Raw genomic sequence first — 22,395 nt, forward strand, 5'->3', positions numbered from 1 at the left:
GGGTCGCCGTTGCTCGACCGGGACACTGCCAAGACCTACGCCGGGTGGTTCCGGGCGCTCGCCGATCCGACGCGGGTGCAGATCCTCAACCTGCTCGCCGAGACCGGCAGCCCGATGACGGTGGGGGAGATCGTCGAGCAGGTCAGCGTGGGCCAGTCCACCGTCTCCGCGCACCTGAAGGTCCTGGCCGACACCGGATTCGTACTGGTCGAGCCGCGGGGGACCGCTCGGCTCTACCGCGTCAACGAAAAGTGCGTGTCCTGCTTTCCGAGTGCTGCGGACGTCGTCATGGGCCGCGGGGTCCGGTCGTTCGCCCAGGCCATCGACGAGGAGGCCCGATGAATCCCGACCGCGACGCCGTCCGGGACCGCTATGCCACCGCTGCCCGGCGGGCTCTGGCGGGGGAGGGGACCGGCCTGCTGGCCGGCGAAGGGGACGCCGAGCGGCTCGGCGCCGTGCATTACGTCGGCGCGGAGCTTCCGGCCGAAGTGACCGCGACCAGCCTCGGCTGCGGCAATCCGCTGGCCGTCGCCGAGCTGAAGCCGGGCGAGACCGTGCTCGACCTCGGCTCCGGTGGCGGGCTGGACGTCCTGCTCTCCGCCCGTCGCGTCGGACCCGGCGGGCGGGCCATCGGGCTGGACATGACCGACGAGATGCTCGCCCTCGCCCGCCGGAACGCCGGGCAGGCCGGCGTGACCAACGCCGAGTTCCTCAAGGGCACCATCGAGCGGATCCCGCTGCCGGACGCCTCGGTCGACGTCGTCATCTCCAACTGCGTGATCGCCCTGTCGGCGGACAAGGCCGCGGTGTTCGGCGAGATCGCCCGCGTCCTGCGGCCCGGCGGCCGCCTCGGCATCACCGACATCCTCGCCGACGACAGCCTCACCGACGCCGAACGCGCGGCCCGGGCCGGTGCGGTCGAATGCCTTGGCGGCGCGCTCACCGCCGACCGCTACCGGACGCTCCTGCAGCGCGCGGGGCTCGTCGGCGTCGACATCCGGCTCACCCACGAGACCGGCGACAAGCTCTACTCCGCGATCATCCGCGCCACCAAGGCGGTCGAGGTCGTTGCGATGACGGCCGGCCACGCGGACCACGTGCTCGCGATCTATCAGGCCGGGCTCGACACCGGGCAGGCGAGCTTCGAGACCGCCGCACCGGGATGGGAAGCCTGGGACGCCGCCCACCTCGAGGAACACCGGCTGGTCGCCGTCGACCCGGCCGGGACGGTCATCGGCTGGGCCGCGGTCTCCGCGGTGTCCTCGCGGTGCGTGTATGCCGGGGTCGTCGAGCACAGCGTCTACGTCGACCCGGAGGCGCAGGGCCGCGGAGTCGGGCACGCGCTGCTGGCCGCGCTGATCGCCTCGACCGAGAACGCGGGGATCTGGACGATCCAGAGCGGCGTGTTCCCCGAGAACACCGCCAGCCGCGAACTGCACCGCCGCGCCGGGTTCCGGGAGATCGGTCTCCGCGAACGCGTCGGCCGGCACCACGGTGTGTGGCGGGACGTCGTCATGATCGAACGCCGCAGCACCCGCATCGGCCGATGAGGAGCCGGTGCGCCCCTCGATTGCGCACCGGCCTCGGTCCTTCAGCTGCAGCAGCCCTCCGGCTTGGCCGCCGCACCGGTCTCGGCGTCCGGCGTGCAACACGCCGCCGGGGTGACCAGCGCGGCGCTGTCGGTGCCGAACGTCGTCGAGTCGGCCTTCACCGTGTAGACCTCCCACGGCTCCTTGCCCGGCCCGTGCACCCACACCTTGTCCTGCACCGCGTAGCAGCACGTGGTGTCGTCCTCGGTGAGCGTCTCGAGTCCTTCGCCGGTCAGCCGCTGGGTGGCCGCGTTGACCTGGTCGGTCGACTCGACCTCGACGCCGAGGTGGTCCATCACCGTCTCCTGGCCCGGCTCGCCCTCCAGCAGCACCAGCTTCAGCGCGGGCTCGTCGATCGCGAAGTTCGCGTAGCCCGGCCGGAGCTTCGCGGGCTCCGCCCCGAACAGTTTCGAGTAGAAGTCGATCGATCCGGCCAGGTCCCCGACCCGCAAGGCCAGCTGTACCCGTGACATCAGTCCTCCTTGAATTGACGTTCATCGAATCAGGCGAGGAGCTCAGCTTGCCCTCTGTTTAGAAGCCTGTCAAGATAGACACATGTCAAAACAGCTGCCGATCGTCGCGATGAACGCCTGCTGTGCACCCCTGTCCCGGGAACCGCTGACGCAGGACCAGGCGGTCGAGCTTTCGCACCTGTTCAAGGCGATGGCCGACCCCGTCCGGCTGCGGCTGCTGTCGCTGATCGCGTCCCACGACGGCGGGGAGGCGTGCGTCTGCGACCTGACCGACGCCTTCGACCTGACCGGCCCGACCATCTCCCATCACCTGAAGGTGCTGCGCGAGTCCGGGCTGATCACCGGCGACCGGCGCGGCACCTGGGTCTACTACCGAGTGCACCCCGAAGTGCTCGCGCGGCTGTCGGCGGTGCTGACGACCACGGGCGAAGCAGTCACGGCGTGACCCGGCAGGCCGGCGCCGCCGTGGATTGATGGATTGATAGAGTCATCAATCCAGGAGGTGCTCATGCCCGCGAGATCCCGCACGACCGAGCCGCTCTACCGGATCAAGGCCGACCTCTTCAAGTGCCTGGCCCACCCGACCCGGATCCAGGTCCTGGAGGTGCTGGCCGCCGCCGGGGAGGAGGGTGCGCCGGTCACCCGGCTGCTCGAGGTGACCGGCTGCGAGGCGTCCCAGCTGTCCCAGCACCTCGCCGTGCTGCGCCGGACCGGCGTCGTCACCTCGGCCCGCTCCGGCAACGCGGTCGAGTACTGGCTCGCCGAGCCGCTGGTCGCCGAACTCCTCGTGGTGGCGCGGGCCTTCCTGCTGTCGAGCCTGCGTCCGGGCTCCGCGCAGCTGCGGGCCGCACGGGAGCTGCCGCCGCTGCCCGGCGCCAGCCCGAAGGCCATCCTCGACGCCGTCGCGGTCCGGGCGTGAGCGTCCTCGGGAGCTCGCGCGAGTTCCTCCCGGGCCGGGGCGACTACGACCTGCGCGGCCCGGCCGTGCGCGCGGACCTCCTCGCGGGGATCACCGTCGGCGTCGTCGCGCTGCCCCTCGCGCTGGCGTTCGGCATCAGCTCCGGTGCCGGCGCGGCGGCCGGGCTCGTCACAGCCGTCGTGGCCGGGATCGTGGCCGCGGTGTTCGGCGGCTCGCCGGTCCAGGTGTCCGGCCCCACCGGGGCGATGGCCGTCGTCCTGGCGCCGATCGTGGCCGCCCACGGCCCCTCGTCGGTGGCCCTCGTCTCGATCCTCGGTGGCGCGGTCGTGCTCGTCGCGGGTGCGGCGCGGCTGGGGCGGCTGGTGGGCTACCTGCCCTGGCCGGTCGTCGAAGGCTTCACCCTCGGCATCGCCTGCATCATCTTCCTCCAGCAGATTCCCGCGGCTGTCGGGACAACGGCGGCGGCGGGGCTGAATCCCCTTGTGGGCGCGGTGAAAGCCGTCGCCGGGGGAGTGACCGGCTGGGCGGTGGCGGCCGTCGCGGTCGTGGCGGTGCTCATGCTGGTCCTGCCCCGGCTGCACCGCGGGCTGCCGGCGTCCTTGGTGGCCGTGGCGGCGGTGACCGTCGGCGCGGAAGTGACGCACGCACCGATTCCCCGCATCGGGGCCCTGCCGGGCACCCTGGCTCCCAGCCTGCCGTCCGTCAGCTTCGGTGCGGTCCACGACCTCGCCGGGGCGGTCGTCGCGGTGGCCGCGCTGGCCGCCATCGAGTCGCTGCTGTCGGCCCGGGTGGCCGCGACGATGACCCGCGGCGGCCCGCCGGTCGGGCCCACCCGGCCGGATCGGGAGCTGGTCGGCCAGGGCCTGGCGTCGATCGCGAGCGGGCTGTTCGGCGGGATGCCGGCGACCGGCGCGATCGCCCGCACCGCGGTCAACGTCCGTTCGGGGGCGCGCACCCGGCTCGCCGCCGTCGTGCACGCCCTGGTGATCCTCGCGGTGATCTACGCCGCCGCCGGGCTCGTCTCCCGGATCCCGCTGTCCGCGCTCGCCGGTGTCCTGCTGGTCACCAGCCTCCGCATGGTCTCGCTCGCCACGGTCCGCGAAGTCGTCCGTGCGAGCCGCTCCAGCGCGGTCACCTTCGCGGTGACGGCGATCGTCACGGTCGCGGCCGACCTCATCCTCGCCGTCGAGATCGGCCTGCTCGTCGCCGCGTTCTTCGCCCTGCGCCACCTCGCCCGGGCCGCCCGGGCCCGCCGCGACGACCTGCCCGGCCCGGCCACCCCGGGCGACGAGCACATCGCCGTGGTCCGGTTCGAGGGCGCGATGTTCTGGGGCGCGTCGGAACGCGTCGTGACCGACATCGCGGCCGCCGCGGACGGGGTCCTCGTCGTCATCCTGCGGCTGTCCCGCCTGCACCTGCTCGACGCGACCGGCGCCAAGGCGTTGGGCGAAGCCATCGAAGAGCTCGAAGCCCGGGGCGTCACGGTGCTGCTGAAGGGGGTCCAGGACCACCACCGGCACCTGCTGGCCACCACGGGCGCGCTGGCCAAGATCCGCCACGACAGCCACCTGTTCGCCAGCCTCGACGACGCCGCCGCCCACGCGCGCTCCCACGTGGACCGCGCCCGCGCCGCCCCGGCCCCGGGCCTGCCGGCGAAGTCCTGACGAGACGGCTCGTTCACGGGGAGCAGCCGGATGGACACCTGACCGTCGGGCGGTGCCTGTGACCGCTTCCGCCGCGCCCCCGCACCGCCGGTGTCCCGAACGGACCGGCAGCCCCGGGCATTGGCCGCCCGGTAGCCCGCTACGCCGGCATCCGGCGCCGGCGCGCTCGCACGACGCGGTAACCGGCACCACCGAGACCGACCACCACCAGCAGCGCCCCGAACCCGACGGCGAACCGGGCTCCGTCGTCGGCCCGTTCGATGCGGTGCTGGTCGGGCCAGTACCGGACATCCATCCGGTCACCGACCCGGTACCGGTGCTTGTTCCCGGACGTGACATCGGCGCGCACCACACCATCGGGCCCGGCGAAGGCGACCTCGTAGTCCGGCGCCTTCCGAGCCACCAGCACCTGGGCGGGGAACACCCCGGCCGACCGGTTCTCCTCGGCCACCGCCCGCCCGCCGGCCACCAGGAACACGGCGCCGACGATCGCCATGATGACCAGCAGACAGGTGCCGGCGAAGGCGAAGACCTGCCTCTCGGCCGCGGATTCCCCCGTATCCATACTTCATGGTATCGGTCATTGACGGCCGAAGGCGCGTAAAGCCCGGCCGAACCAGCTGAACACCGGGCCCTGGTCCGGGAGCGGCGGCCAGCCGTTGATGGTGGCCACCAGCTGCCAGTAGCGCGTGACGCGCGGATCGTCGGCGACCTCGAGCCGTTCGAGGATCCACTCCTTCAGCCGGCTGTCGTCGGCCTTGCCGAACGTCTCGGCGTAGCATGCGGTGAGCGCGGCGACGATGCCGGCGGCCTCCTCCGAGCCCGGGGCGATCCCCGCGTCCAGGGCCCGGCCGACGTTCTCGCGTACCGTCTCGGTCAGGTCGTGGTGCAGGCCGGTGGTGTCCCCGTCGGCGCGCTGCGCCGCCTGGTACTCGGCCATCCGCCGCACCGCGGCGCGGAAGCCGGTGTCCTGGACCAGTTCCACGAGATCCATCCACGCCTCGACCTGTTCGGGAGTGGCGTCGCCGGGGAGTTCCGGCATGGTCGACCGCAGCAGTTCCACCATGGCCGGGTTGGCGTCGACGCCACCGAAGGTGTCGTCGACGAAGTCGTGGACGAAGCGGCGCCGTTCGGCGTCGGACAGGTTCACCAGGCGGTGCATCAAATCCATCTCCCGAGGGGTCGATTCCCGGTTCGCGACCGCGGCCAGCACCGCACGCCGCAGGCGCAACACGCGGATCTGCACGTCGAGGGCCGCCGCGTGCGCTGCGGCCACCTCGGCCAGCGAGGTCTCACCGGCCAGGACGCGCCGGACCGTCGCCAGATCGATGTCCAGGGCACGGAGCGTGCGGACCAGCTCCAGCCGGGCCAGCGCGGCCACGTCGTACAGGCGGTAGCCGGCCGGGCTGAGACAGGTGGCCGGAACGATCCCCTTGTCGGCGTAGAAGCGGATCGTCTTGACGGAGAGGCCGGTCCGCGCGGCCAGCGTCCCGATGGTGAGGAGGTTCTCGTCGTCCACACCGTCAGCCTGCAGCCTCCCCTTGAGGGAGACTCAAGCGCCTCGCCGGAGTCTTTTCACCCCGTGTAACGCGCGAGTGGCCCGACGCGACTTACCGGTCCGACGCCGGGGAGAAAAACATGGCGAAACGACTGGTGATCTGCTGCGACGGCACCTGGAACAAACTCGGGCAGCCGAATCCCACGAATGTGGCGAAGGTCAAGAAAGCCCTCGCCGAAACGGACTCGGCCGGGATGTGGCAAATCCCTTACCACAGCGACGGCGTCGGCACCGGGAAGGACCTGTGGGACCATCTCACCGGTGGTGCTTTCGGTTTGGGACTCTCGGCCAAAGTGCAGGAGGCCTACAAATTCGTCGTCACCCAGTACGAACCCGGCGACGAGCTTTTCTTCTTCGGCTTCAGCCGCGGCGCGTACACCGCGCGCAGCACCGTGGGCTTCATCCGGAACTGCGGCGTCCTGCGCCCGGAGAACCTGGACCGTCTCGAAGAGGCCTACCAGCTTTACCGCGACCGCGACCAGGCCACCGGCCCGGGGAGCCCGCGGGCCCGGGAGTTCCGCGCGAGGTACGCGCACGAAGACGTGACGCCCATCCGGTTCGTCGGCGTCTGGGACACCGTGGGCGCACTGGGCATCCCCCTCAGCGGCGGCCGCCTGATCCACCGGCTCAACAAGCGCTGGCAGTTCCACGACACGGATCTGAGCTCGATCGTGCAGTCGGCCTTCCAGGCGCTGGCCGTCGACGAGCACCGGAAGTCGTTCAGCGCGGCCGTCTGGAAGGCCTCCGGCGACCCCGGCCAGGTGTGCGAACAGGTCTGGTTCGCCGGAGATCATTCGGACGTCGGCGGCGGGCATCCGGTGTCCGATCTTTCGGACCTCGCTCTGCGCTGGATGACCGACCGGGCGGAGCAATGTGGACTCGCCTTCCGGCCGGACGCCTTGGCAGCACTGGGGTCCGGCAATGCACTGGGCGAACTGCACGATTCGTTCACCGGGTTCTTCCGCTGGTTCGGTTCGGCGGACCGTGGCATCGGCGTGGCGGACCAGCACTCCGAATTCGCCGCGTCCACCGCGGTGGATCGCCACCAGCACCTGCCCTACGCGCCCGGCAACCTCGTCGGCTACCTGGCGCAGCCGGGACACCAGGTCCAACGCGTGCCGGGCGGCTTGGCCGTTCTGCCCGAGGTCGGGACGCCGGAGCCGCTCAGGACCGGCCGGTTCCAGCCGATCGAGACGCCGGAGCCGCGCGCGACCGGCCGGCTCCGGCCCGGGGTGACCGACCTGCTCGTCCGCGCCGGCCGGATGCGCCGTCAGCGCCGGCACGGCGGGGACGGTCGCTTCGCGAACGCAGACCCTCCCCGGCGCCTGGCCGCCGGGGACGTCGGCCGGGCGGTGCCGCAGTTCAAGCCGGACGTCGGCCGCGACGCCGTCTACCCGCCCGGCGCAGAGGGGCTCCTGACCGAAGAACTGGAACGCGCCGCCTTGTGGACCGCGGCCCTCTGCCGCGCGGTCAAGACGCAGACCCGGGTGTCCGGCAAGGTCCGGAGCGCGATCGGGCTGGTGACCGACGGCACCGAGATTCGCCTCGGCGTGGTCTTCTACGTCCGCCGCCTGGCGTTGCTACAGGCCGCACCCCTCAGCATCCGCGTGGAGGGCCAGGAATTCCCGGTCGTGCTCCGCCCGCCTCCGGTCCTCAGCGATGCCGCCGGCCCCGTGGTCGCGGGGGAGAAGGGAATGATCACCTGCCGGGTGCGGATTCCCGGTGGCCGGGGACTGCTCACCGCCGCGCACGTGGCCGGCGGCCGGGTCAACCGGTACCGGCTCCAGGCCGGCGACAAAGTGGACTTCTGCGCCGCGGACCAGGATCCGGCCACCGCGAGCCGGCGAAAGGTCCTGGCTTCGTGCGGCGTCATGGACGCGGCGATCGTCGAAGACACGGCCACGGAACCCGTCCAGGTGGTCCCGATCACCGGCGTGGTCGGCTTCTTCCCGGTCAGGCTGACCACTCCCGAAGGCGGCACCGTCGTGGCGGACGTCATCGAGGCGCAGATTTCGGAAGGCGTCATCCGCGGAAGTTTCGGCATGACGCCGAACGTCCCGGCCGAGGTGCTGATCACGGCCTCCGGGCGGGGCGGCTGGTCGGGCTCCCTGGTCACGGAAACGCTGACGGCACACCCCTACGGCATGTTCCTCGGGGACGCGACACTCCGATCAGGTCCACGGGGCCGGGTTCACCTCCTTCGCCAACACGAAATCGTGTGGGACATGCAGATCTGCGAAGACTGACCGGGAGGAGGGACCGTGGACGAGGCCGCACCTGACGAATTCGTCTTCATCACCGGCACCGAGGTGGTGCCCGGCCGGCTCGGCGAGGAACGCGAGTTCGGCGAACGGGCGCAGCTCGTCAAGAGCTTCTTCACCCGGCCGAAGGCCGCGGTCGAGCAGGATTGGCGCACCGTGGTCGGCCTGCTGCGCGACCTGGCGGCGGAAATGTCCGCCACAGCCGGGGAATTCGCGATGCAGGAGGCCGAATTCCAGCTGGGGTTCAGTGCCAAGGGCAAGCTCGGCTTCATTGCCGAGGCCGGGGTCACCACATCGGTGAAGGTCAAGTTCGTCCGGCGAGACCCGGCCGGCAACGCCTGAATCCCGCCCGCCGTGCCCAGGACCCAGGCGGGTGGCGGAAAAGCCACTGGTGACCACCGGAACCCGGATGCCACGCTGAACTCACACCGTCCGTCCAGACAGGACGCACGCGGAGGTTCGCGCCGGCATCCAGAGCTGGGGCGGTCAGCTGTGGAGGTTCCCGATGAGCGTGCCCGTTCTCGACCCGTACGGCGAAGAAGTCACCACCGAGATGGGCGCGACTTCGCCGTTCGCGCCGGTGAGCCTGGCGAACGTGGCCGGGCCCGTGGCCGCGCCGCCGGCCGGGCAGGTGCTGCATTCGCCCTTTGCGGAAGCCTCGGTGGCCGCCGGGGATCGTGATCGGGCGGCCGAGGCGACCGATGCCCTGGTCGCCGAGCTCGAAGATCCCGGGTTCACCGAGGCGCTGGAGGCGCTGGCCGACGAGGCCGCCGCCCGGCACCTCAAGTCGGTCGGGACCTGGTCGAACGACTCGGAAGCGCCCACGCTCGCCACCGCCGACACCACCCAGTGGCTGGAACACCTGGCCGGCGAGGCCGACCGGATGCTGGGCGCGCTGGAGGCGTACTTCGGCGACCGGCCGGCGGACTCGCTGCAGGAGGGCGAAATCGAGGCGGCCACCGGGATCGACGGGTTCACCGATCCGGCCGACGTGCAACAGCTGTTCTTCGGCAAGCTGCTGGACAAGGCGAAGAAACTCGCGAAGGGTGCGGTCAAGCTCGCGAAGAAAGGGCTTTCCGTCGTCGGGAACCTCGCGCTGGGACCGTTGTTCGGGCAGCTGCGGCTGCTCGTCAAACCGTTGCTGAGCAAGGTGCTCGACACCGCGATCGGCAAGCTGCCCGAATCCCTGCGCCCGCTGGCCACCCAGCTCGCCGCCAAGCTCCGCGGCGAGACCGGCAGCCACGAGGAGGAGCTCGCGGACACGTTCGACCGGAGCCTCGCCGAGCTGGTGACCGCCCCCGACGACACGACCGCCGCGCACCTGCTGGCCGAGCTGCAACCGGCGGGCGAGGACCCGTACGCGCCTTCGGCCGCGCACGACCTGGACTCCGCCCGCGCCCGGCTGGTCCGCGAGCTGGCCGAGGCCGACCCCGGCGTCCCGCCCGTCGCGCAGCTCGAGGAGTTCATCCCCGTGGTGATGGCGGCGATGCCGCTGATCCGCATGGGCGTCCGGTTGATCGGCCGCGACCGGATCGTCGACGGGATCGCCAAGCCGCTCTCGCAGCTCATCGCGGGCATGGTCGGCCAGGACGCGGCGAACCTGCTGTCCCGGCACATCGCGAGCGCCGGGCTGGGCCTGCTCGGCCTCGAGACCGGCGGCGACGCGGCGCTGGGCGGCGAGGCGCTCGCCGCGGCGGCCGAGGACACCGTGCGGAAGGTGCTGACGCTGCCGCCGGAGTCGCTGGAGAACGAGCTGCTGCTGGAAACCGAGATCCAGGACGCGTTCGCCGAGGCGGCCGCGCGCCACCTCCCCGCCGCGGTGCTGCGCCCCGAACTGGCCGAGCCGGGCGTCGACGGCGAACACGGGGTGTGGCTGATGATGCCGCGCGCCACCCGGCCGTGCTTCCGCTACAAGAAGTACAGCCGGATCATCCCGGTGCGGATCACCCGGCCCATGGCCCGCGCGGTGATCTTCTCCGGTGGCGATTCGCTGGAACGCCGGCTGCTCGACGACGGAGCCGAGACCTGGCCCGTCGACGGCGAAGTGGAGCTGTACGAGCTCCTCCCCGGCGGCGGGCTCGGGCACGTCTCCGCGTTCGAATCCGCCGACGGGCCGGTCGCCGCGGCCGAGGAGTTCGAGGAACTCACCGAATCCGCGGCGACCGTGCTGGCCGGCAACCCGCGCCTGGCCCACGTCGGGCACCACGGCCTGCCGGGCGGGCACCGCCGCCCGGGCAGCCGTTACTTCCGCTTCCGCCACCGCGGGCGTCCGATGCACCGCCGGCACTTCCTCGGGGTGCTGTTCGACCTCACGGCGCCGCAACCGGTGCTCCGGGTGAACCTCGTGCTCGGCGAGCGGGACACCCACGAGCTCGCCGCGCACCTGCAGCGACGGCACTTCGTCCAGGTGGTCGCGATCGTCCGCCGGCTGCTCGGCCCGGCCGCGCTGCGGGCGATCGAACGCCGGCTGACCCGGCTGATGACCAAGCACGGCATCGCCGTGGAGGCGGGGGCCGCGGCCCGGCTCGCCCGGCGGCTCGTCGACGGCGTCCTGCGCACGGTGGCGGACCAGTTGCCCGCCGCCGCGGCCACCCTCGCCAAGGCCGCCCAGGATCCGGCGCCGGGCGCCACCCTGACCTTCACCTTCGGGTTCGCCGACCGGGCGGCGCTCGCCGCGGGCACCCCGGCGAGCGACCCGGCCGTCGCGATCAGACCGGGGCGGCACCGTGACTGAGGCGGTGGACCGGCAGACGGCGGCGGAGCTGGCCCACTGGCAGCTCGCGGCCGAGGCGCTCGCCGACCTCGACACGGTGGCCGCGCCCGAAGCGTGGCAGGCGCTGGAGGACTACCTGCAGCGCCAGGTCCGCGCCCGGCTGTCCGAGCTGGTCGCCGTGCTGGTGGCCGAGGGCAAGGCGGCGCGCCGCCTGCTCGGCCAGGGCGGCGACCCCGGCGCGGTGCGGGCGGCCGTGCTGAGACTGCGCACCCGCTACCTGCAGGTGGAAACGATCCTCGACTTCTACGGCCACGCGGTGAACAGCCGGACCAACCCGGCGCTGCGGGCGGTGCTGCGCGGGTACGACACGCTCGCGGGCGACAGCATGGCCGCGGTCCTGACCCGGGTCGGCCTCGAACCACCGCCGGCCCTGGTGTACCTGGACCACGGGCTGGGGGCCTCGATCCTGCGGGCCGGCATCCGGCTGTGGGACCACAGCCACCCCTCGCCGGCCGCGGCGATCAAGCTGACCCGGCACAACCTGGCCTACCCGACCGCGCTGCTGCACGAGACCGGCCACCAGGTCGCCCACCTGACGGGCTGGAACACCGAACTCGCCGACGCGCTGGCGGCCCGGCTCGCGCCGCGGTCCGCCGAGCTGGCGCGGACCTGGCGGGACTGGGCCGGGGAAATCGCCGGCGACGTCCACGCCTTCGTCCAGGCGGGCTGGGCCCCGGTCGCCGCGCTGGCCAACGTCGTCGACGGCCCCACGCCGTCGGTGTACCGGATCCGGTTCGGCGATCCGCACCCCTTCCCGTTCCTGCGGGTGCTGTTCAACGTCGAACTGTGCCGCCGCTGGTTCGGGGCCGGCCCGTGGGACGACCTCGCGGCGGCGTGGCTCCACCGGCATCCGGTCGAACGCGCCGACGGGGACGCGGGCGCGCTCGCCCGGGCGAGCCTTCCGGTGCTGGGCGACCTGGCCGACGTGTGCACCCGGCTGCCGATGGCGGCGTTCGGCGGGAAACCGCTTTCGGCGCTGCTCGACCCGAGCCGGGTGTCGCCGGCGGCGCTGGACGCACTGGCCCGGCAGGCGGGTCCCTCGCTGCTCACCTCGGCCTACCTGAGGCGGCGCGAGCCGTTGCGGATCCTCGCCCTCTTGTCCACGCGCGCGGTGCTCGCCCCCGAAGCCGCGGCGGACCACCAGGCGGCCCTGCTGGCCTGGGTCACCTCCGTCGGTGCGGACGCCGCACCGCTCAGTCCCCACCGTGCAGCCTGACCGGAACGAGGAACCCATGACGAATCCGAAGACCACCGAGTCCCGCGCCGTCACCGGCCGCACGAAGCCGGCCGCCGCGGAGGTCCAGCCGGCCGGCGACCGCGACGCGATGCTGGCCCAGCTGGTCTCCCTCACCCAGTCGATCGGCGAACTGGCGCGGGAGAAGAACGGCTCCGCCGGCCACCGGACGACGACCACGACGACCGACGAGCCCCCGGAGCCGGTGCGGGTCCGGTTCGCCTACAACTTCCTCGGCTTCGCGCTGGGCCGGCGCGCGCCGAGCGTCTTCCAGCTGACCACGGTGGAGGTCGAGCGGGACTCCGGACGGCTCACCTTCACCGGTCTCGGCCGGGCGACGGCGGCGAAGGTCCGCGCCGGCCGCGTCACCCGGCTGCTGGAGGGGCTGGTGAACGACAGGCCCGTGGTCATCGACGAAGGCGAGAACGCCATCCGGGACGACCAGCGGATCGACTCGATCGTCACGTTCACCGTGCGCGACGGGGAGCCGGTCGCGATCGGCCCGTGCCGCGATGCGGTCCCGGGCGAATGACCCCCTAGACAACGGAGACAGTGTCATGTTCTTCCCACTGGCCAAGGCCCTCGGCTCGCCGCAGCGGGTGTTCCGCCTGCACCCCTGGCAGATCGCGTACTTCCTCGACGAGGTGTGGGGCGGGGCCCGCCGGACCCCGCAGATCCCGGACCCGGGCGGCCGGGCGGACCTCGCCTTCTTCACCACGTTCTTCGACGACAAGGTGCTCGACGCGCTCGACCTGCCGACCCAGCCGGGCGACGACCCGTTCCCGTCGACCAACGGGATCAACGCGTTCCTGGCTCCGTCCGGCATCAACACCGACGGGCCGTTCGAGTGGAGCGGGCGGCCGAACCAGCTGTTCTGCCCGCCGCTGCTCTGGCACCACCTGGCCTACGCGTACGTCCTCGAGAGCACCGGCATCGTCGAGATCTTCGCCGAGGTCGTGCGGCGGCTGGTCGTCGGCGAGACGATGGGCGTGCTGTCGCCGGACAGCATCGCCTGGCTGCGCGCGACCGAGCAGCTGTTCTTCCGGGACAGCCCGACGTTCTCGGTGGCGAGCGTGCTCAGCGAGGTCCGCCCGTTCGACCGGACCAACCGGCGCAACGCGTACTGGCGCATGTTCGGCCTCGACCTCGCGCACCCGGTGCCGCCGGTGTGGGCCGGCTCGGGGCCCCTGGCCGACTGGAAGGCCCTGACCGGCCCGGTGAACCTCGACTTCCGGCAGAAGTGGAGCGAATTCCTGCGCCAGGTCTGGATCGGCCTGGAGAACACGGCGAACAACAGCGGCCCCAACCCGACCGACCCCGGCTACATCGCGCTGCTGTCCACGGCGATCAAGGACCTGCTCGGCAACCGCCGCCGCGGCGGCGCGCTCGCCCGCGAGGAGTTCGCCTACGTGACGATGCTGAACTGGTTCCACCTGACCATCGACACCGACACGTCGGTGATCACCGACCTGCAGGCGCAGGCGAGCAGCGCGGCCGACCGGCTCGGTGCGCTCGGCCAGAAGGTGGGGATCACCCCGGCCCTGCGGTCGCGGGAACTGTTCGACCTCGCCGAGCCGATGTCGACCCTGCTGCGCGGCATCGAGCTCGGGCTGTTCGACACCGAGGACACCGCGGCGACCCTGTTCACCGGCAAGAACAACCTCGTCAGCGACGCCCGGTCGGTGATCAACAACTGGCAGTCGGCCACCGGCGAGCGGGTCAAGGAGTCGCCCGCCTACCCGCGTCCGGTCGTCACCGGCACGCAGCCCTTGCGGGTGCCCGTGCCCGGGTCGGCGCCGTCCTCGAACGGGGCCGCCCTGGCGCCCTCGCTCAACGGCCGGAAGGAGTGAGGCAGGTGCGGGGCTGGACACTTCCCGAACCCCGGTGGGAGTGGGAGTGGACGCACGTGTCCGTACCCGAGCGGTCGCTGGAACGGGAAGACCCGCGTCGGCGGCCACCGGCCCCGGTGGCCACCGTGCGGACGTGGGCCGGCTCGTTCACCGTGGGCCGCTACGGCCTCACGAACGTGTCGATGGGCGACAGTGACCTGCTCGTCGGGTTCGGGGCGGACATCGCCGTTGCGTTCCGGCCCGGCGAGTCCGTCGACGCCGACCGGATCGAGTTCGTCCAGGTGGCGCGGTCGGTGCTGAACGACGTTCCGCACAACAAGTACACCGCCGGCGAGCAGGAGCGGCGAACCGCCGAAAGCCGGATGGTTCCCGGCGACGGCGCGCACGTCGACCAGTTCCCGCGGAGCCCGGTGCCCTGGTACGCCCCGGCGAGTCCCGGGTCCGGCCGCAAGGACGCGAAGGGCAAGTGGCACGGAACCGAAGCGTCGATGACCGACCAGCCGACCCTGACCTCCGGCGACATCGGCACGTCGGCGGACGCGGCGCACACCGGCGGGTGGAGCCAGCAGTTCGAGACGGCGGCCGTCGCGACCGCGGGGACCCAGAAGGGCACCTACTACGGTTCGGTGCGGTGGGGCTGGCGCTGGCCGGAACCCGGGACGCACCGGGCGCCGGAGCTGCTGAAGTTCGAGGCGGGATCGGCGGACGTGCCGTCGCCGGCCTTCCTGGCCGCGGCCCGGCTGTGGAACGACAGCCGGACGTCCACCGGCGCGCGGCCGGAAGCGGTGCCCATCGCCGAAAGTCGCAAGGTGAAGGCGAAAACCGCCCAGCTGTGGGACAACCCGGCGACGCGCCGGACGATCGCCACCCTGCCGAAGGGGACGCCGCTGCAGCGGATCGACATCCGTCCCCGGTCGCTCGCACCGTCCCAGGCGTGGTTCTGGGCGAAGGTCACCGTGACCGGCGGACCGGACAGGGGAAGGACAGGCTGGCTGTGGCTGACCGATCTTTCCTAGCCGGCCGGGGCGGACTGGTCAGCCCGTTCGCGGCCGGCGTCCTCGAAGTGTCCGATGTGGAGCGTCAGTTCTCGGTCGAACGGGAACTGGAGGACTGGGCCGGTACCGTGGCCCGGCTGCCGGTGCTGGTCCGCGCGGCGCTCAAGGCCGGCAACGCCGCCCTGGCCGTCCGGTTGCTCGTCTCCGGGGGAAAACGGGAGGAGAACTGGCTCACCGACGTCGTCTTCCACGCGCGCCACCCGCAGCTGCGCGGGCGCGCGATCCGGTCCGGCGAGCGTGCGCTGCGCCGCGAGTGGACGGACATCCGCGCGAGCATCGTACGTCCGGCGCTGCAAGCCCCGCCCGCCGCGGTTCCCCCGGCGGCGCCGCAACGGCAGGTGGCCGAATGGCGGCGGCTGACGCTGGCGGCGGCCGGGATCGATCCGGCCGGGTGGAAACCGGACGACGGGTTCGAGCGCCAGCGGCCGATCGTCGAGCGGGTCTACGCCTACTACACGGGACTGTTCAACCGGAACGAGAACCTGCTGTGGGCCGGGATGGCGAAGCTCGCCGGCGGCGCCGTGTACCACGGGCTGACCCTGGCGCAGCAACAGTTCGACGTCGCCAAGTGGGGCATCGGCCAGGATCCCGGCGCCGGCCTCGTGGTGAACTACGCGCACGGGCTGCAGGTGGTGCTGCTCCGGACGCAGCGGGCGATCTTCGAGGACCTGGCCTGGCAGCACGAGGCTTTCGCGCAGGCGGGCGCGGCGGAGCTGGTGGCCACCGGCGGCGTGCCGGCCGACGCCTGGCGGGACATCGGCTCCGGCGACCCCGGCCGGGTCCGGCGGGGGAACCGCGAACTGCTGCTGCGGGAACAGAAAACCGTCGTGGCGCCGTACTACGGCCGGATCCGCGCCATGAAGGACTTCGACCTGATCCCCGACCAGCTGTCCCGCGAGGCCCTGTCGCCGGTGCCCGGCGGGAAGCCGTTCCGGGAGGTCGTGCCCGGCGGCGACCTCACGGTGTTCGAAGACCGGTGGAAGTGGATCGAGACCGACATGCTCCCGGCGTACGAAGGGCTCACCCCGCAACGCCGCCGGCAACTGGTCAACACCCCGCTGGGCGACCTCGCCGCCCGCCGCTGGCCGCCCGGCTGACGGTCCCGTCGACCGGCTGTCGACGGATTGTCGACGGGAGCTGGGACCGTGGGGGACATCCGGCGGTGCGGACGCACCCCGGAGCCTCGGGTCGAGGGGGAAACGTGGAAACCGGAGTGCCGGCTGGTCCCATGGCTGTGTTGAGCGAGCGCGAGCTCGAAGTGCTCGCGATCGTCGCCGAAGACAAGACCGATCGGGAAATCGCGAACCGGCTGGCGATCAGCGAGCGCACGGTGCGCGCGCACGTCAGCCGGATCATCCGCAAGCTCGGCGTCGCCTCCCGGGTCGGCGCGGCGGTGGTGTTCGTCGAAGGGAAGACGCACGCCGAGCCGGCCGAAGTGCCGATGGTGGCCTGCCACGTCTGACGCACCGGGATCACGCGCTCAGCCGCTGCCGAGGTGCCGCCGCACGCGGTCGTGCAGCAACGGTGGGCGTTCACCATCCCCACCGGCTACTACGACGGCAGGATGCGCCTGAGCTGACCCGGCGCCGTTGTCCCGGCCGGGCCGCAGGTGCTATACCGGCTCCAGCCTGGTGCCGCGACGAGGCGGTGCCGATAGCGAGTGGGGGATCCGGTGGCGAACCGTGCGTTGCGCTCATCCGTCCTGGTGGCCGCCCTGACCGTGCCGCTCCTCCTGCCGGGGACCGCGGTGGCCGGCGGCCCCGGGCGGCCGCTGACGATCGAGACGGTGTCGAACCCCCGGCCCGCGCTCGTCAGCGGGGGACAGGTCCTGGTCAAGGTGGTCCCGGCGGGCAAGCGCGTCACCGTCAGCGCCAACGGCCACGACGTCACCGCGAGTTTCCGCGCGCAGCCGGACGGCAGCCTGCTGGGCCTGGTGACCGGCCTGCGCGACGGCGTCAACGAGCTGAGCGCACGCAGCGGCGGCCCGGACCGGCGGGCGAACCTGCGCGTCACCAACCACCCGATCACCGGGCCCGTCTTCTCCGGCGCGCAGCAGCGCCCGTTCTACTGCGAGACCCAGGCGTTCGGCCTGCCCGCGGCGACGCAGCCGCTCTGCAGCGCGCCGACCCAGGTCGGCTACCAGTACCGGACCACCGCCGGGACCTTCGCGCCGCTGGCGGATCCGGCGGCCCGGCCCGCCGACCTCGCGACGGCCAACGTCGGCGGGCGCGCGGTGCCGTACGTGGTCCGCGTCGAGCGCGGCACGATCGACCGCGCCGTCTACGAGCTGGCGGCGCTCTACGACGGTGAGCCGTCGCCCGTCGCGCCGGAAGCCGGCTGGAACGGGAAGCTGGTCTACACCTTCGGCGGCGGCTGCAACGCGGGCTACCACCAGGGCACCTCGACCGGCGGGGTGGTCAACGACCTGTTCCTGGCGCGGGGCTACGCGGTCGCGTCCTCGACCCTGAACGTGCTGGACACCAACTGCAGCCCGATCATCTCGGCCGAGGCGGCGATGATGGTCAAGGAGCACTTCGCCGAGACCTACGGGCCGATCGCCCACACCATCGGCTGGGGCGGCTCGGGCGGGGCGATCCAGCAGTACGACATCGCGGAGAACTACCCCGGCATCGTCGACGGCATCATCCCCGGCGTCTCGTTCCCGGACCCGCTGAGCACCGGTGGCCCGGTGTCGGACTGCCGCCTGCTGGAGCGGTACTTCGCCGGGCCGGGCGCGTCGTTCACCGCGGCGCAGAAGCAGGCCGTCGCGGGTTTTGCCAGCTATGACAGCTGCGTCTCCTGGGACAAGACCTTCGCCAGCCGCGCGACCGCCACCGGCAGCTGCAACGCGGCCATCCCGGTCCCGGCGCGGTGGGACCCGGTCACCAACCCGGGCGGGGTGAAGTGCAACTCGAACGAGCAGCTGGTCAACCAGCTCGGCCGGGACCCGGTGACCGGGTTCGTGCGCAGCCCGCTGGACACCACCGGCGTGCAGTACGGCCTGGCCGCGCTGAAGGCCGGGACGATCACCGCGGCGCAGTTCGCAGACCTCAACGCCGCCATCGGCGGCCTCGACCACACCGGAACGCCGGTGCCGCAACGGATCGCGGCCGACCCGAAGGCGCTGGAAGCGGCGTACGCCGACGGCATCCTGAACTCCGCGTCGCAGGGCCTGCGGGAAACGCCGATCATCGACCAGCGGACCGATCTCGACCTCGCCGGGTTCGGCAACGACATCCACACCACCGAGTGGTCCTACGTACTGCGGCAACGGCTTCTGCGCGCCAACGGCACCGCGGACAACCAGGTCATCATCGAAAACCACGCCACCGCGGCCGAAGCGGCGGCGGCCGGCGCCTACGAGCTCGACGCGATGGACCGCTGGCTCACCGCGATCGACGCCGACGGTTCCCACCGGAGCCGTCAGCGGAAGGTCCTGGCGAACCGGCCGGCCGACCTCGGCGACGGCTGCTACCTGTCTCCCACGGCCCGGATCACCGAGAAGCTGACGTACCCGGCGAGCGGCCGGTGCGGCGCACAGTACCCGGTGGCGGCCAACACCCGGATGGTCGCGGGGGAGAGCCTGGCCCTCGACGTGCTCAAGTGCCGGCTGAAGCCCCTGGACTTCCGCGACTACCCGGTCACCTTCACCGCGGCGGAGCGGCAGCGGCTGCGGGCGGCGTTCCCCGGCGGCGTCTGCGACTACCGGCGCCCGGGCGTCGGACAGCGTCCGCCGATCGGGACCTGGCTGAGCTACGGAGATGAGCGGACCGGCACCACGCCGCCGCGGTGATGGCGGTACACCCGAAGCGGTGAGGAAGTCCGGACCGGATTCAGCCGGCCGCTGTCGCCGGGGTGCCGGCCACCTACCTGCGGCTCACGCCCCGGCGGCGAGTTCGGTCAGCGGGTCGGTGTGCACCGGCCGCCAGCCGAGCTCGCGCTGCGCCTTGGCCGACGTCAGCTGCTGGTCGAGGGCGAACGCGTCGGCGATCGGGCCCATCCGCTCGCGGGCCTGTTCGAGGGTGAGGGAGACGGTCTTGCCGTCCAGGCCGGCGGCGTGGGCGCACGCCTCCGCGACCTCCCTGGCCGTCGGGTTGACCCCGCTCACCCCGAGGTACACCGAACCCGGCGGGGCCGACAGCGCCGCCGCGTAAAGGGCGGCGAGGTCGTCGAGGTGGATCAGGGCCCAGTGGTTGCCGCCGTCGCCGATGTGGGGGATCGCACCGGTTTCCCGGCCCGGCTGCACGAAGAACGCGTCGATCAGGCGGTTTTCGCCGCCGTAGAGCAGACCGGGCTGCACGACGACCGGCCGTCCGCCACGGGACAGTACCGCGTCCTCGGCGGCCCGCCGCCAGGCCACGATCGCCGGCGGGTTCCACGGCGCGGTCTCGTCGCGCACGCCGCCGGTGTCGCCGTAGACCCAGCTGCCGCCGGTGTGCACGTAGGTGCCGCCGCCGACGCCGTCCTGCATCGCGGTGGCGGCCGCCAGGTCCTCCTCACCGGTGGTGGCCTGCGCGAGGTGGATGACGGCTTCCGCGTGCGCGGCCGCGTGGTTGAGCACGCCGAGGTCGGTCAGGCCGCCGCGCACCGCCGTCGCCCCGGCGGCGGTGACCGCGGCCTCGGCGCGGTCGCTGCGGGCGAGCGCCTCGACGGTGTGCCCGAGCCGCACCAGCTCGCCGATCGTGGCGCGGCCGATGTAGCCCGAACCGCCCGTGAGGAAGATCTTCATCGCTGTCCTTTCACCCGTGTTCCGTTCCTCCTCCACGGTGGCCCGGCCTCCCGCGGCGCGTCCAAGACCCGTTTCGCGCGCTGTGATGCCCGGAACGCATCACGACCTGCGATGATGGGGGCGGACCGGAACGGGATGGGTGCGCCGACGTGGACTTCGACCTGCGGAAACTGCGGTACTTCGTGGCCGTGGCCGAAGAGCTGCACTTCGGGCGGGCCGCGGCGCGGCTGCACATCGCCCAGCCCGCGCTGTCGCGGCAGATCCGCGCCCTGGAGAACGAGCTGAAGACGCTCCTGTTCGTGCGCGACCGCCGCACCACGGTCCTCACCGCGGCCGGCGAACAGCTGCTGGTGGACGCCCGGGACCTGCTGGCCGCCGCCGAGGCCGTGCACCGGCGGGTCACGGCCGCGGCGGAAGTGAAGCCGGTGCTCACGGTCGGGTTCATGCCGGGCATCGTGGTCACGCCGGCGGTGCGGGCGCTGGCCCGGGACCGGCCGGACGTCACCGTCCGGCTGCTGCGGACCAGCTGGCACGACCAGGTCGAAGTCCTGCACGACGGCCGCGTCGACGTCGGCATCGTCCGGTTGCCGATCGACCGGCGCGGGCTGACCGTGCGGCCGCTGTTCGAGGAACCTCGCCTCGTCATGGTGCCGGCCGGCCACCGCCTGGCCGGCAAGGAATCCGTGCCGGTCACCGAACTCGCCGGTGAGCACCTGCTGCAGGACCCCGACGCCGTCCCGGAATGGCGGGACATCGCCCTCGAGCTGCGCGGGCCCGGCCGCCCCGAAGTCCCGCCGATCCACAGCGTCGAGGAGAAACTGGAGCTGGTCGCCGCCGGAGCCGGGATCAGCGTGCTCCCGCTGTCGACGGCGGCGTTCTACACCCGCCCGGACGTCATCGGCATCCCGGTCGAGGACATCGGGCCGAACCGCGTGGCCCTGGCCTGGCTCGAGGCGCGCCGCTCACCGCTGATCGAGGCGTTCGCCGCCGCGGCGGCCGGCCTGGGTCCCTGACCCCGAGTCCGGCGCCGGGCCGTCTCCCGCACTACGAGGGAAACGGCCCGGCCCGGGATCAGCTGTGCGCCGCGGCCACCGGGGCCGGTGGCATCAGCTTCGGGTACACCTTCTGGAACTTGTCGATCATCGTGGCGGACGGGATGATCCGGTTCGGGTTGGCCTGGCTCGTGGCCTGCTTCTCGCCCCAGGCGCCCGCCGCCTTGCGCTGGTCCGGGGTTCCGTGGCTGTGGTAGCAGTCGCCGATGGACGCGTCCAGGTAGGTGACCTCCTGCTGGGTGCGGGCGTTCCAGGCGAACCCCTTGGCGTGCGCGACGAAGTAGCCGCCGTAGGCGTCGGGGCCCATCTCGGACGACTCGTTGCGCGGGTGGTTGTCGTGGGCGAAGTCGACCTGGTGGCCGTACTCGTGGCCGACCACGGACTCCACCGAGACCTCGTCGAACCCGAGGGTGTTCACGGTGTCGAGCAGCCCGTCGCCGAGGGCCACGCGCTTGCCGCCGAGGCTGCCCGCCGGCGCGGAGAACGCGTTCAGGGTGATCAGCGGGTTGCGGCCGCCCTGCAGCGCGGGAACTTCGTACAGCACCTTGGTGGCGAGCGCGGCCGCCGCCTTCACCTTCGCCGGGGCGAGCCCGAGGCTGAAGGTCTGCGCCATCTTGGCCTGGCTGCCGAGGTCGGTGCCCTTCCAGGCGACGAGCTGGATGTTCCAGCTCTCGATGTCCCAGAAGCCGCGCAGTTTGTCGATCGCGGTGGTGGCGCGCCCGGTGTACTGGCCGTCGGTGCCGAAGACCTGCGGCGACTTGTCGGAGGCGACGCCCTGGACGTAGAGCTGGCTGAGCCCCGACAGCGCGTCGAGTGCCTGGCCTTCGAGCGGGGTGAGCTGCGACGCGAGCTTGTTCGCGTAGGTCAGCAGCGAACCTTCGGTGCAGCCCGGGATCGGGCCGTCCGCCGCCCGGCTCCGCGGGCCGATGCGCGGGACGGGCGACTCGATGAGCCGGTCCACGTTGCGCAGCGCGTCCGCCGGCAAGCCGTTGTAGAGGTCGATGACGTCCTGGTACAGCTGCGCGACGTCCTGTTCGACGGTGGATGGTGCGGCCGCGGCCGCGGGAACGGCCGTGGCGAGCGCGAGCGCCGCCGCGGTGCCCGCTGCGGCGAGCGTCCTGCCGAGGAATCTGGTCCGGTCGGGCAAGGTGGTTTCCCCTCTTCGGTTCCGGTTGAAGATCACCGAGCACCGCCACGTTAGGACGGTGATTGGCGGCGGAACCGGCGCCGCAAGAGGA

21 protein-coding genes are annotated in these 22,395 nt (G+C 72.4%); 16 read left to right on the forward strand and 5 right to left on the reverse strand.

Translation table 11 applies throughout. The annotated features are described in order from the left end of the window. Nucleotides 1–9: 9 nt before the first annotated feature. Nucleotides 10–342 (forward strand): metalloregulator ArsR/SmtB family transcription factor, encoded by a 333-nt coding sequence (locus AB0J55_RS01780; RefSeq protein WP_364241306.1) that lies wholly within the window; start codon nt 10–12, stop codon nt 340–342. Further along, on the forward strand, nt 339–1,550 hold the full coding sequence (locus AB0J55_RS01785; protein ID WP_364241309.1) for a GNAT family N-acetyltransferase: 1,212 nt from the start codon (nt 339–341) through the stop codon (nt 1,548–1,550). Before AB0J55_RS01780 ends, AB0J55_RS01785 begins: the two co-directional genes overlap by 4 nt. A 41-nt stretch (nt 1,551–1,591) precedes the next feature. Here the strand turns inward: AB0J55_RS01785 and AB0J55_RS01790 are convergent, their stop codons facing one another. Continuing rightward, complete coding sequence (locus AB0J55_RS01790; protein ID WP_364241312.1) at nt 1,592–2,062, reverse strand: ArsI/CadI family heavy metal resistance metalloenzyme; 471 nt, start codon at nt 2,060–2,062, stop codon at nt 1,592–1,594. A gap of 82 nt (nt 2,063–2,144) precedes the next feature. On the opposite strand from AB0J55_RS01790, the gene AB0J55_RS01795 reads away from it, so the two are divergent. From AB0J55_RS01795 to AB0J55_RS01805, 3 genes are all read left to right on the forward strand, one after another. Continuing rightward, complete coding sequence (locus tag AB0J55_RS01795; protein ID WP_364241315.1) at nt 2,145–2,507, forward strand: metalloregulator ArsR/SmtB family transcription factor; 363 nt, start codon at nt 2,145–2,147, stop codon at nt 2,505–2,507. A 63-nt stretch (nt 2,508–2,570) separates the two neighbouring features. Further along, the gene (locus AB0J55_RS01800) at nt 2,571–2,981 is read left to right on the forward strand and encodes a metalloregulator ArsR/SmtB family transcription factor (RefSeq protein ID WP_364241318.1); all 411 of its coding nucleotides are present in this window, start codon (nt 2,571–2,573) and stop codon (nt 2,979–2,981) included. After that, the gene (locus AB0J55_RS01805) at nt 2,978–4,645 is read left to right on the forward strand and encodes a SulP family inorganic anion transporter (RefSeq protein WP_364241320.1); all 1,668 of its coding nucleotides are present in this window, start codon (nt 2,978–2,980) and stop codon (nt 4,643–4,645) included. Before AB0J55_RS01800 ends, AB0J55_RS01805 begins: the two co-directional genes overlap by 4 nt. 139 nt (nt 4,646–4,784) lie before the next feature. On the opposite strand, the gene AB0J55_RS01810 is transcribed toward AB0J55_RS01805, so the two are convergent. Together AB0J55_RS01810 and AB0J55_RS01815 are read right to left on the reverse strand one after the other, a co-directional pair. Beyond that, nucleotides 4,785–5,210, reverse strand: a complete 426-nt coding sequence (locus AB0J55_RS01810; RefSeq protein ID WP_364241322.1) for a DUF3592 domain-containing protein — start codon at nt 5,208–5,210, stop codon at nt 4,785–4,787. 15 nt (nt 5,211–5,225) lie between these two features. Continuing rightward, nucleotides 5,226–6,164 (reverse strand): MerR family transcriptional regulator, encoded by a 939-nt coding sequence (locus AB0J55_RS01815; RefSeq protein WP_364241325.1) that lies wholly within the window; start codon nt 6,162–6,164, stop codon nt 5,226–5,228. 119 nt (nt 6,165–6,283) lie between these two features. On the opposite strand from AB0J55_RS01815, the gene AB0J55_RS01820 reads away from it, so the two are divergent. The 10 genes from AB0J55_RS01820 (at nt 6,284) to AB0J55_RS01865 (ending at nt 19,169) form a co-directional block, all read left to right on the forward strand. Then, nucleotides 6,284–8,449: a DUF2235 domain-containing protein gene (locus AB0J55_RS01820; RefSeq protein ID WP_364241328.1), complete on the forward strand. Its 2,166-nt coding sequence runs from the start codon at nt 6,284–6,286 to the stop codon at nt 8,447–8,449. A gap of 15 nt (nt 8,450–8,464) precedes the next feature. Next, complete coding sequence (locus AB0J55_RS01825) at nt 8,465–8,806, forward strand: hypothetical protein (RefSeq protein WP_364241331.1); 342 nt, start codon at nt 8,465–8,467, stop codon at nt 8,804–8,806. A 163-nt stretch (nt 8,807–8,969) separates the two neighbouring features. After that, nucleotides 8,970–11,198, forward strand: a complete 2,229-nt coding sequence (locus AB0J55_RS01830; RefSeq protein WP_364241334.1) for a hypothetical protein — start codon at nt 8,970–8,972, stop codon at nt 11,196–11,198. After that, nucleotides 11,191–12,453, forward strand: a complete 1,263-nt coding sequence (locus AB0J55_RS01835; RefSeq protein ID WP_364241337.1) for a hypothetical protein — start codon at nt 11,191–11,193, stop codon at nt 12,451–12,453. Before AB0J55_RS01830 ends, AB0J55_RS01835 begins: the two co-directional genes overlap by 8 nt. Nucleotides 12,454–12,469: 16 nt before the next feature. Then, nucleotides 12,470–13,003: a hypothetical protein gene (locus tag AB0J55_RS01840; RefSeq protein ID WP_364241340.1), complete on the forward strand. Its 534-nt coding sequence runs from the start codon at nt 12,470–12,472 to the stop codon at nt 13,001–13,003. A gap of 25 nt (nt 13,004–13,028) precedes the next feature. Continuing rightward, a complete protein-coding gene (locus tag AB0J55_RS01845) occupies nt 13,029–14,321 on the forward strand; it encodes a hypothetical protein (RefSeq protein WP_364241342.1) in 1,293 nt (430 codons plus the stop codon). A 5-nt stretch (nt 14,322–14,326) separates the two neighbouring features. Then, on the forward strand, nt 14,327–15,337 hold the full coding sequence (locus tag AB0J55_RS01850; protein WP_364241344.1) for a hypothetical protein: 1,011 nt from the start codon (nt 14,327–14,329) through the stop codon (nt 15,335–15,337). Beyond that, the gene (locus AB0J55_RS01855; RefSeq protein WP_364241347.1) at nt 15,316–16,473 is read left to right on the forward strand and encodes a hypothetical protein; all 1,158 of its coding nucleotides are present in this window, start codon (nt 15,316–15,318) and stop codon (nt 16,471–16,473) included. Before AB0J55_RS01850 ends, AB0J55_RS01855 begins: the two co-directional genes overlap by 22 nt. A gap of 131 nt (nt 16,474–16,604) precedes the next feature. Next, nucleotides 16,605–16,838, forward strand: a complete 234-nt coding sequence (locus AB0J55_RS01860; protein ID WP_364241349.1) for a helix-turn-helix transcriptional regulator — start codon at nt 16,605–16,607, stop codon at nt 16,836–16,838. Nucleotides 16,839–17,048: 210 nt separating this feature from the next. Beyond that, nucleotides 17,049–19,169, forward strand: coding sequence for a DUF6351 family protein (locus AB0J55_RS01865; RefSeq protein WP_364241352.1), 2,121 nt, complete (start codon nt 17,049–17,051; stop codon nt 19,167–19,169). Between the two features lie 84 nt (nt 19,170–19,253). Here the strand turns inward: AB0J55_RS01865 and AB0J55_RS01870 are convergent, their stop codons facing one another. Then, the gene (locus tag AB0J55_RS01870; RefSeq protein ID WP_364241355.1) at nt 19,254–20,105 is read right to left on the reverse strand and encodes an NAD-dependent epimerase/dehydratase family protein; all 852 of its coding nucleotides are present in this window, start codon (nt 20,103–20,105) and stop codon (nt 19,254–19,256) included. Nucleotides 20,106–20,254: 149 nt separating this feature from the next. On the opposite strand from AB0J55_RS01870, the gene AB0J55_RS01875 reads away from it, so the two are divergent. Next, entirely contained in the window at nt 20,255–21,118 is an 864-nt protein-coding gene (locus AB0J55_RS01875; RefSeq protein WP_364241358.1) for a LysR substrate-binding domain-containing protein, read from the forward strand. Between the two features lie 58 nt (nt 21,119–21,176). Here AB0J55_RS01875 and AB0J55_RS01880 read toward each other — a convergent pair whose 3' ends face one another. Next, a complete protein-coding gene (locus AB0J55_RS01880) occupies nt 21,177–22,304 on the reverse strand; it encodes a M48 family metalloprotease (RefSeq protein WP_364241361.1) in 1,128 nt (375 codons plus the stop codon). Nucleotides 22,305–22,395 lie beyond the last annotated feature (91 nt).

Source organism: Amycolatopsis sp. NPDC049688 (assembly GCF_040674975.1).
GTDB lineage: Bacteria > Actinomycetota > Actinomycetes > Mycobacteriales > Pseudonocardiaceae > Amycolatopsis.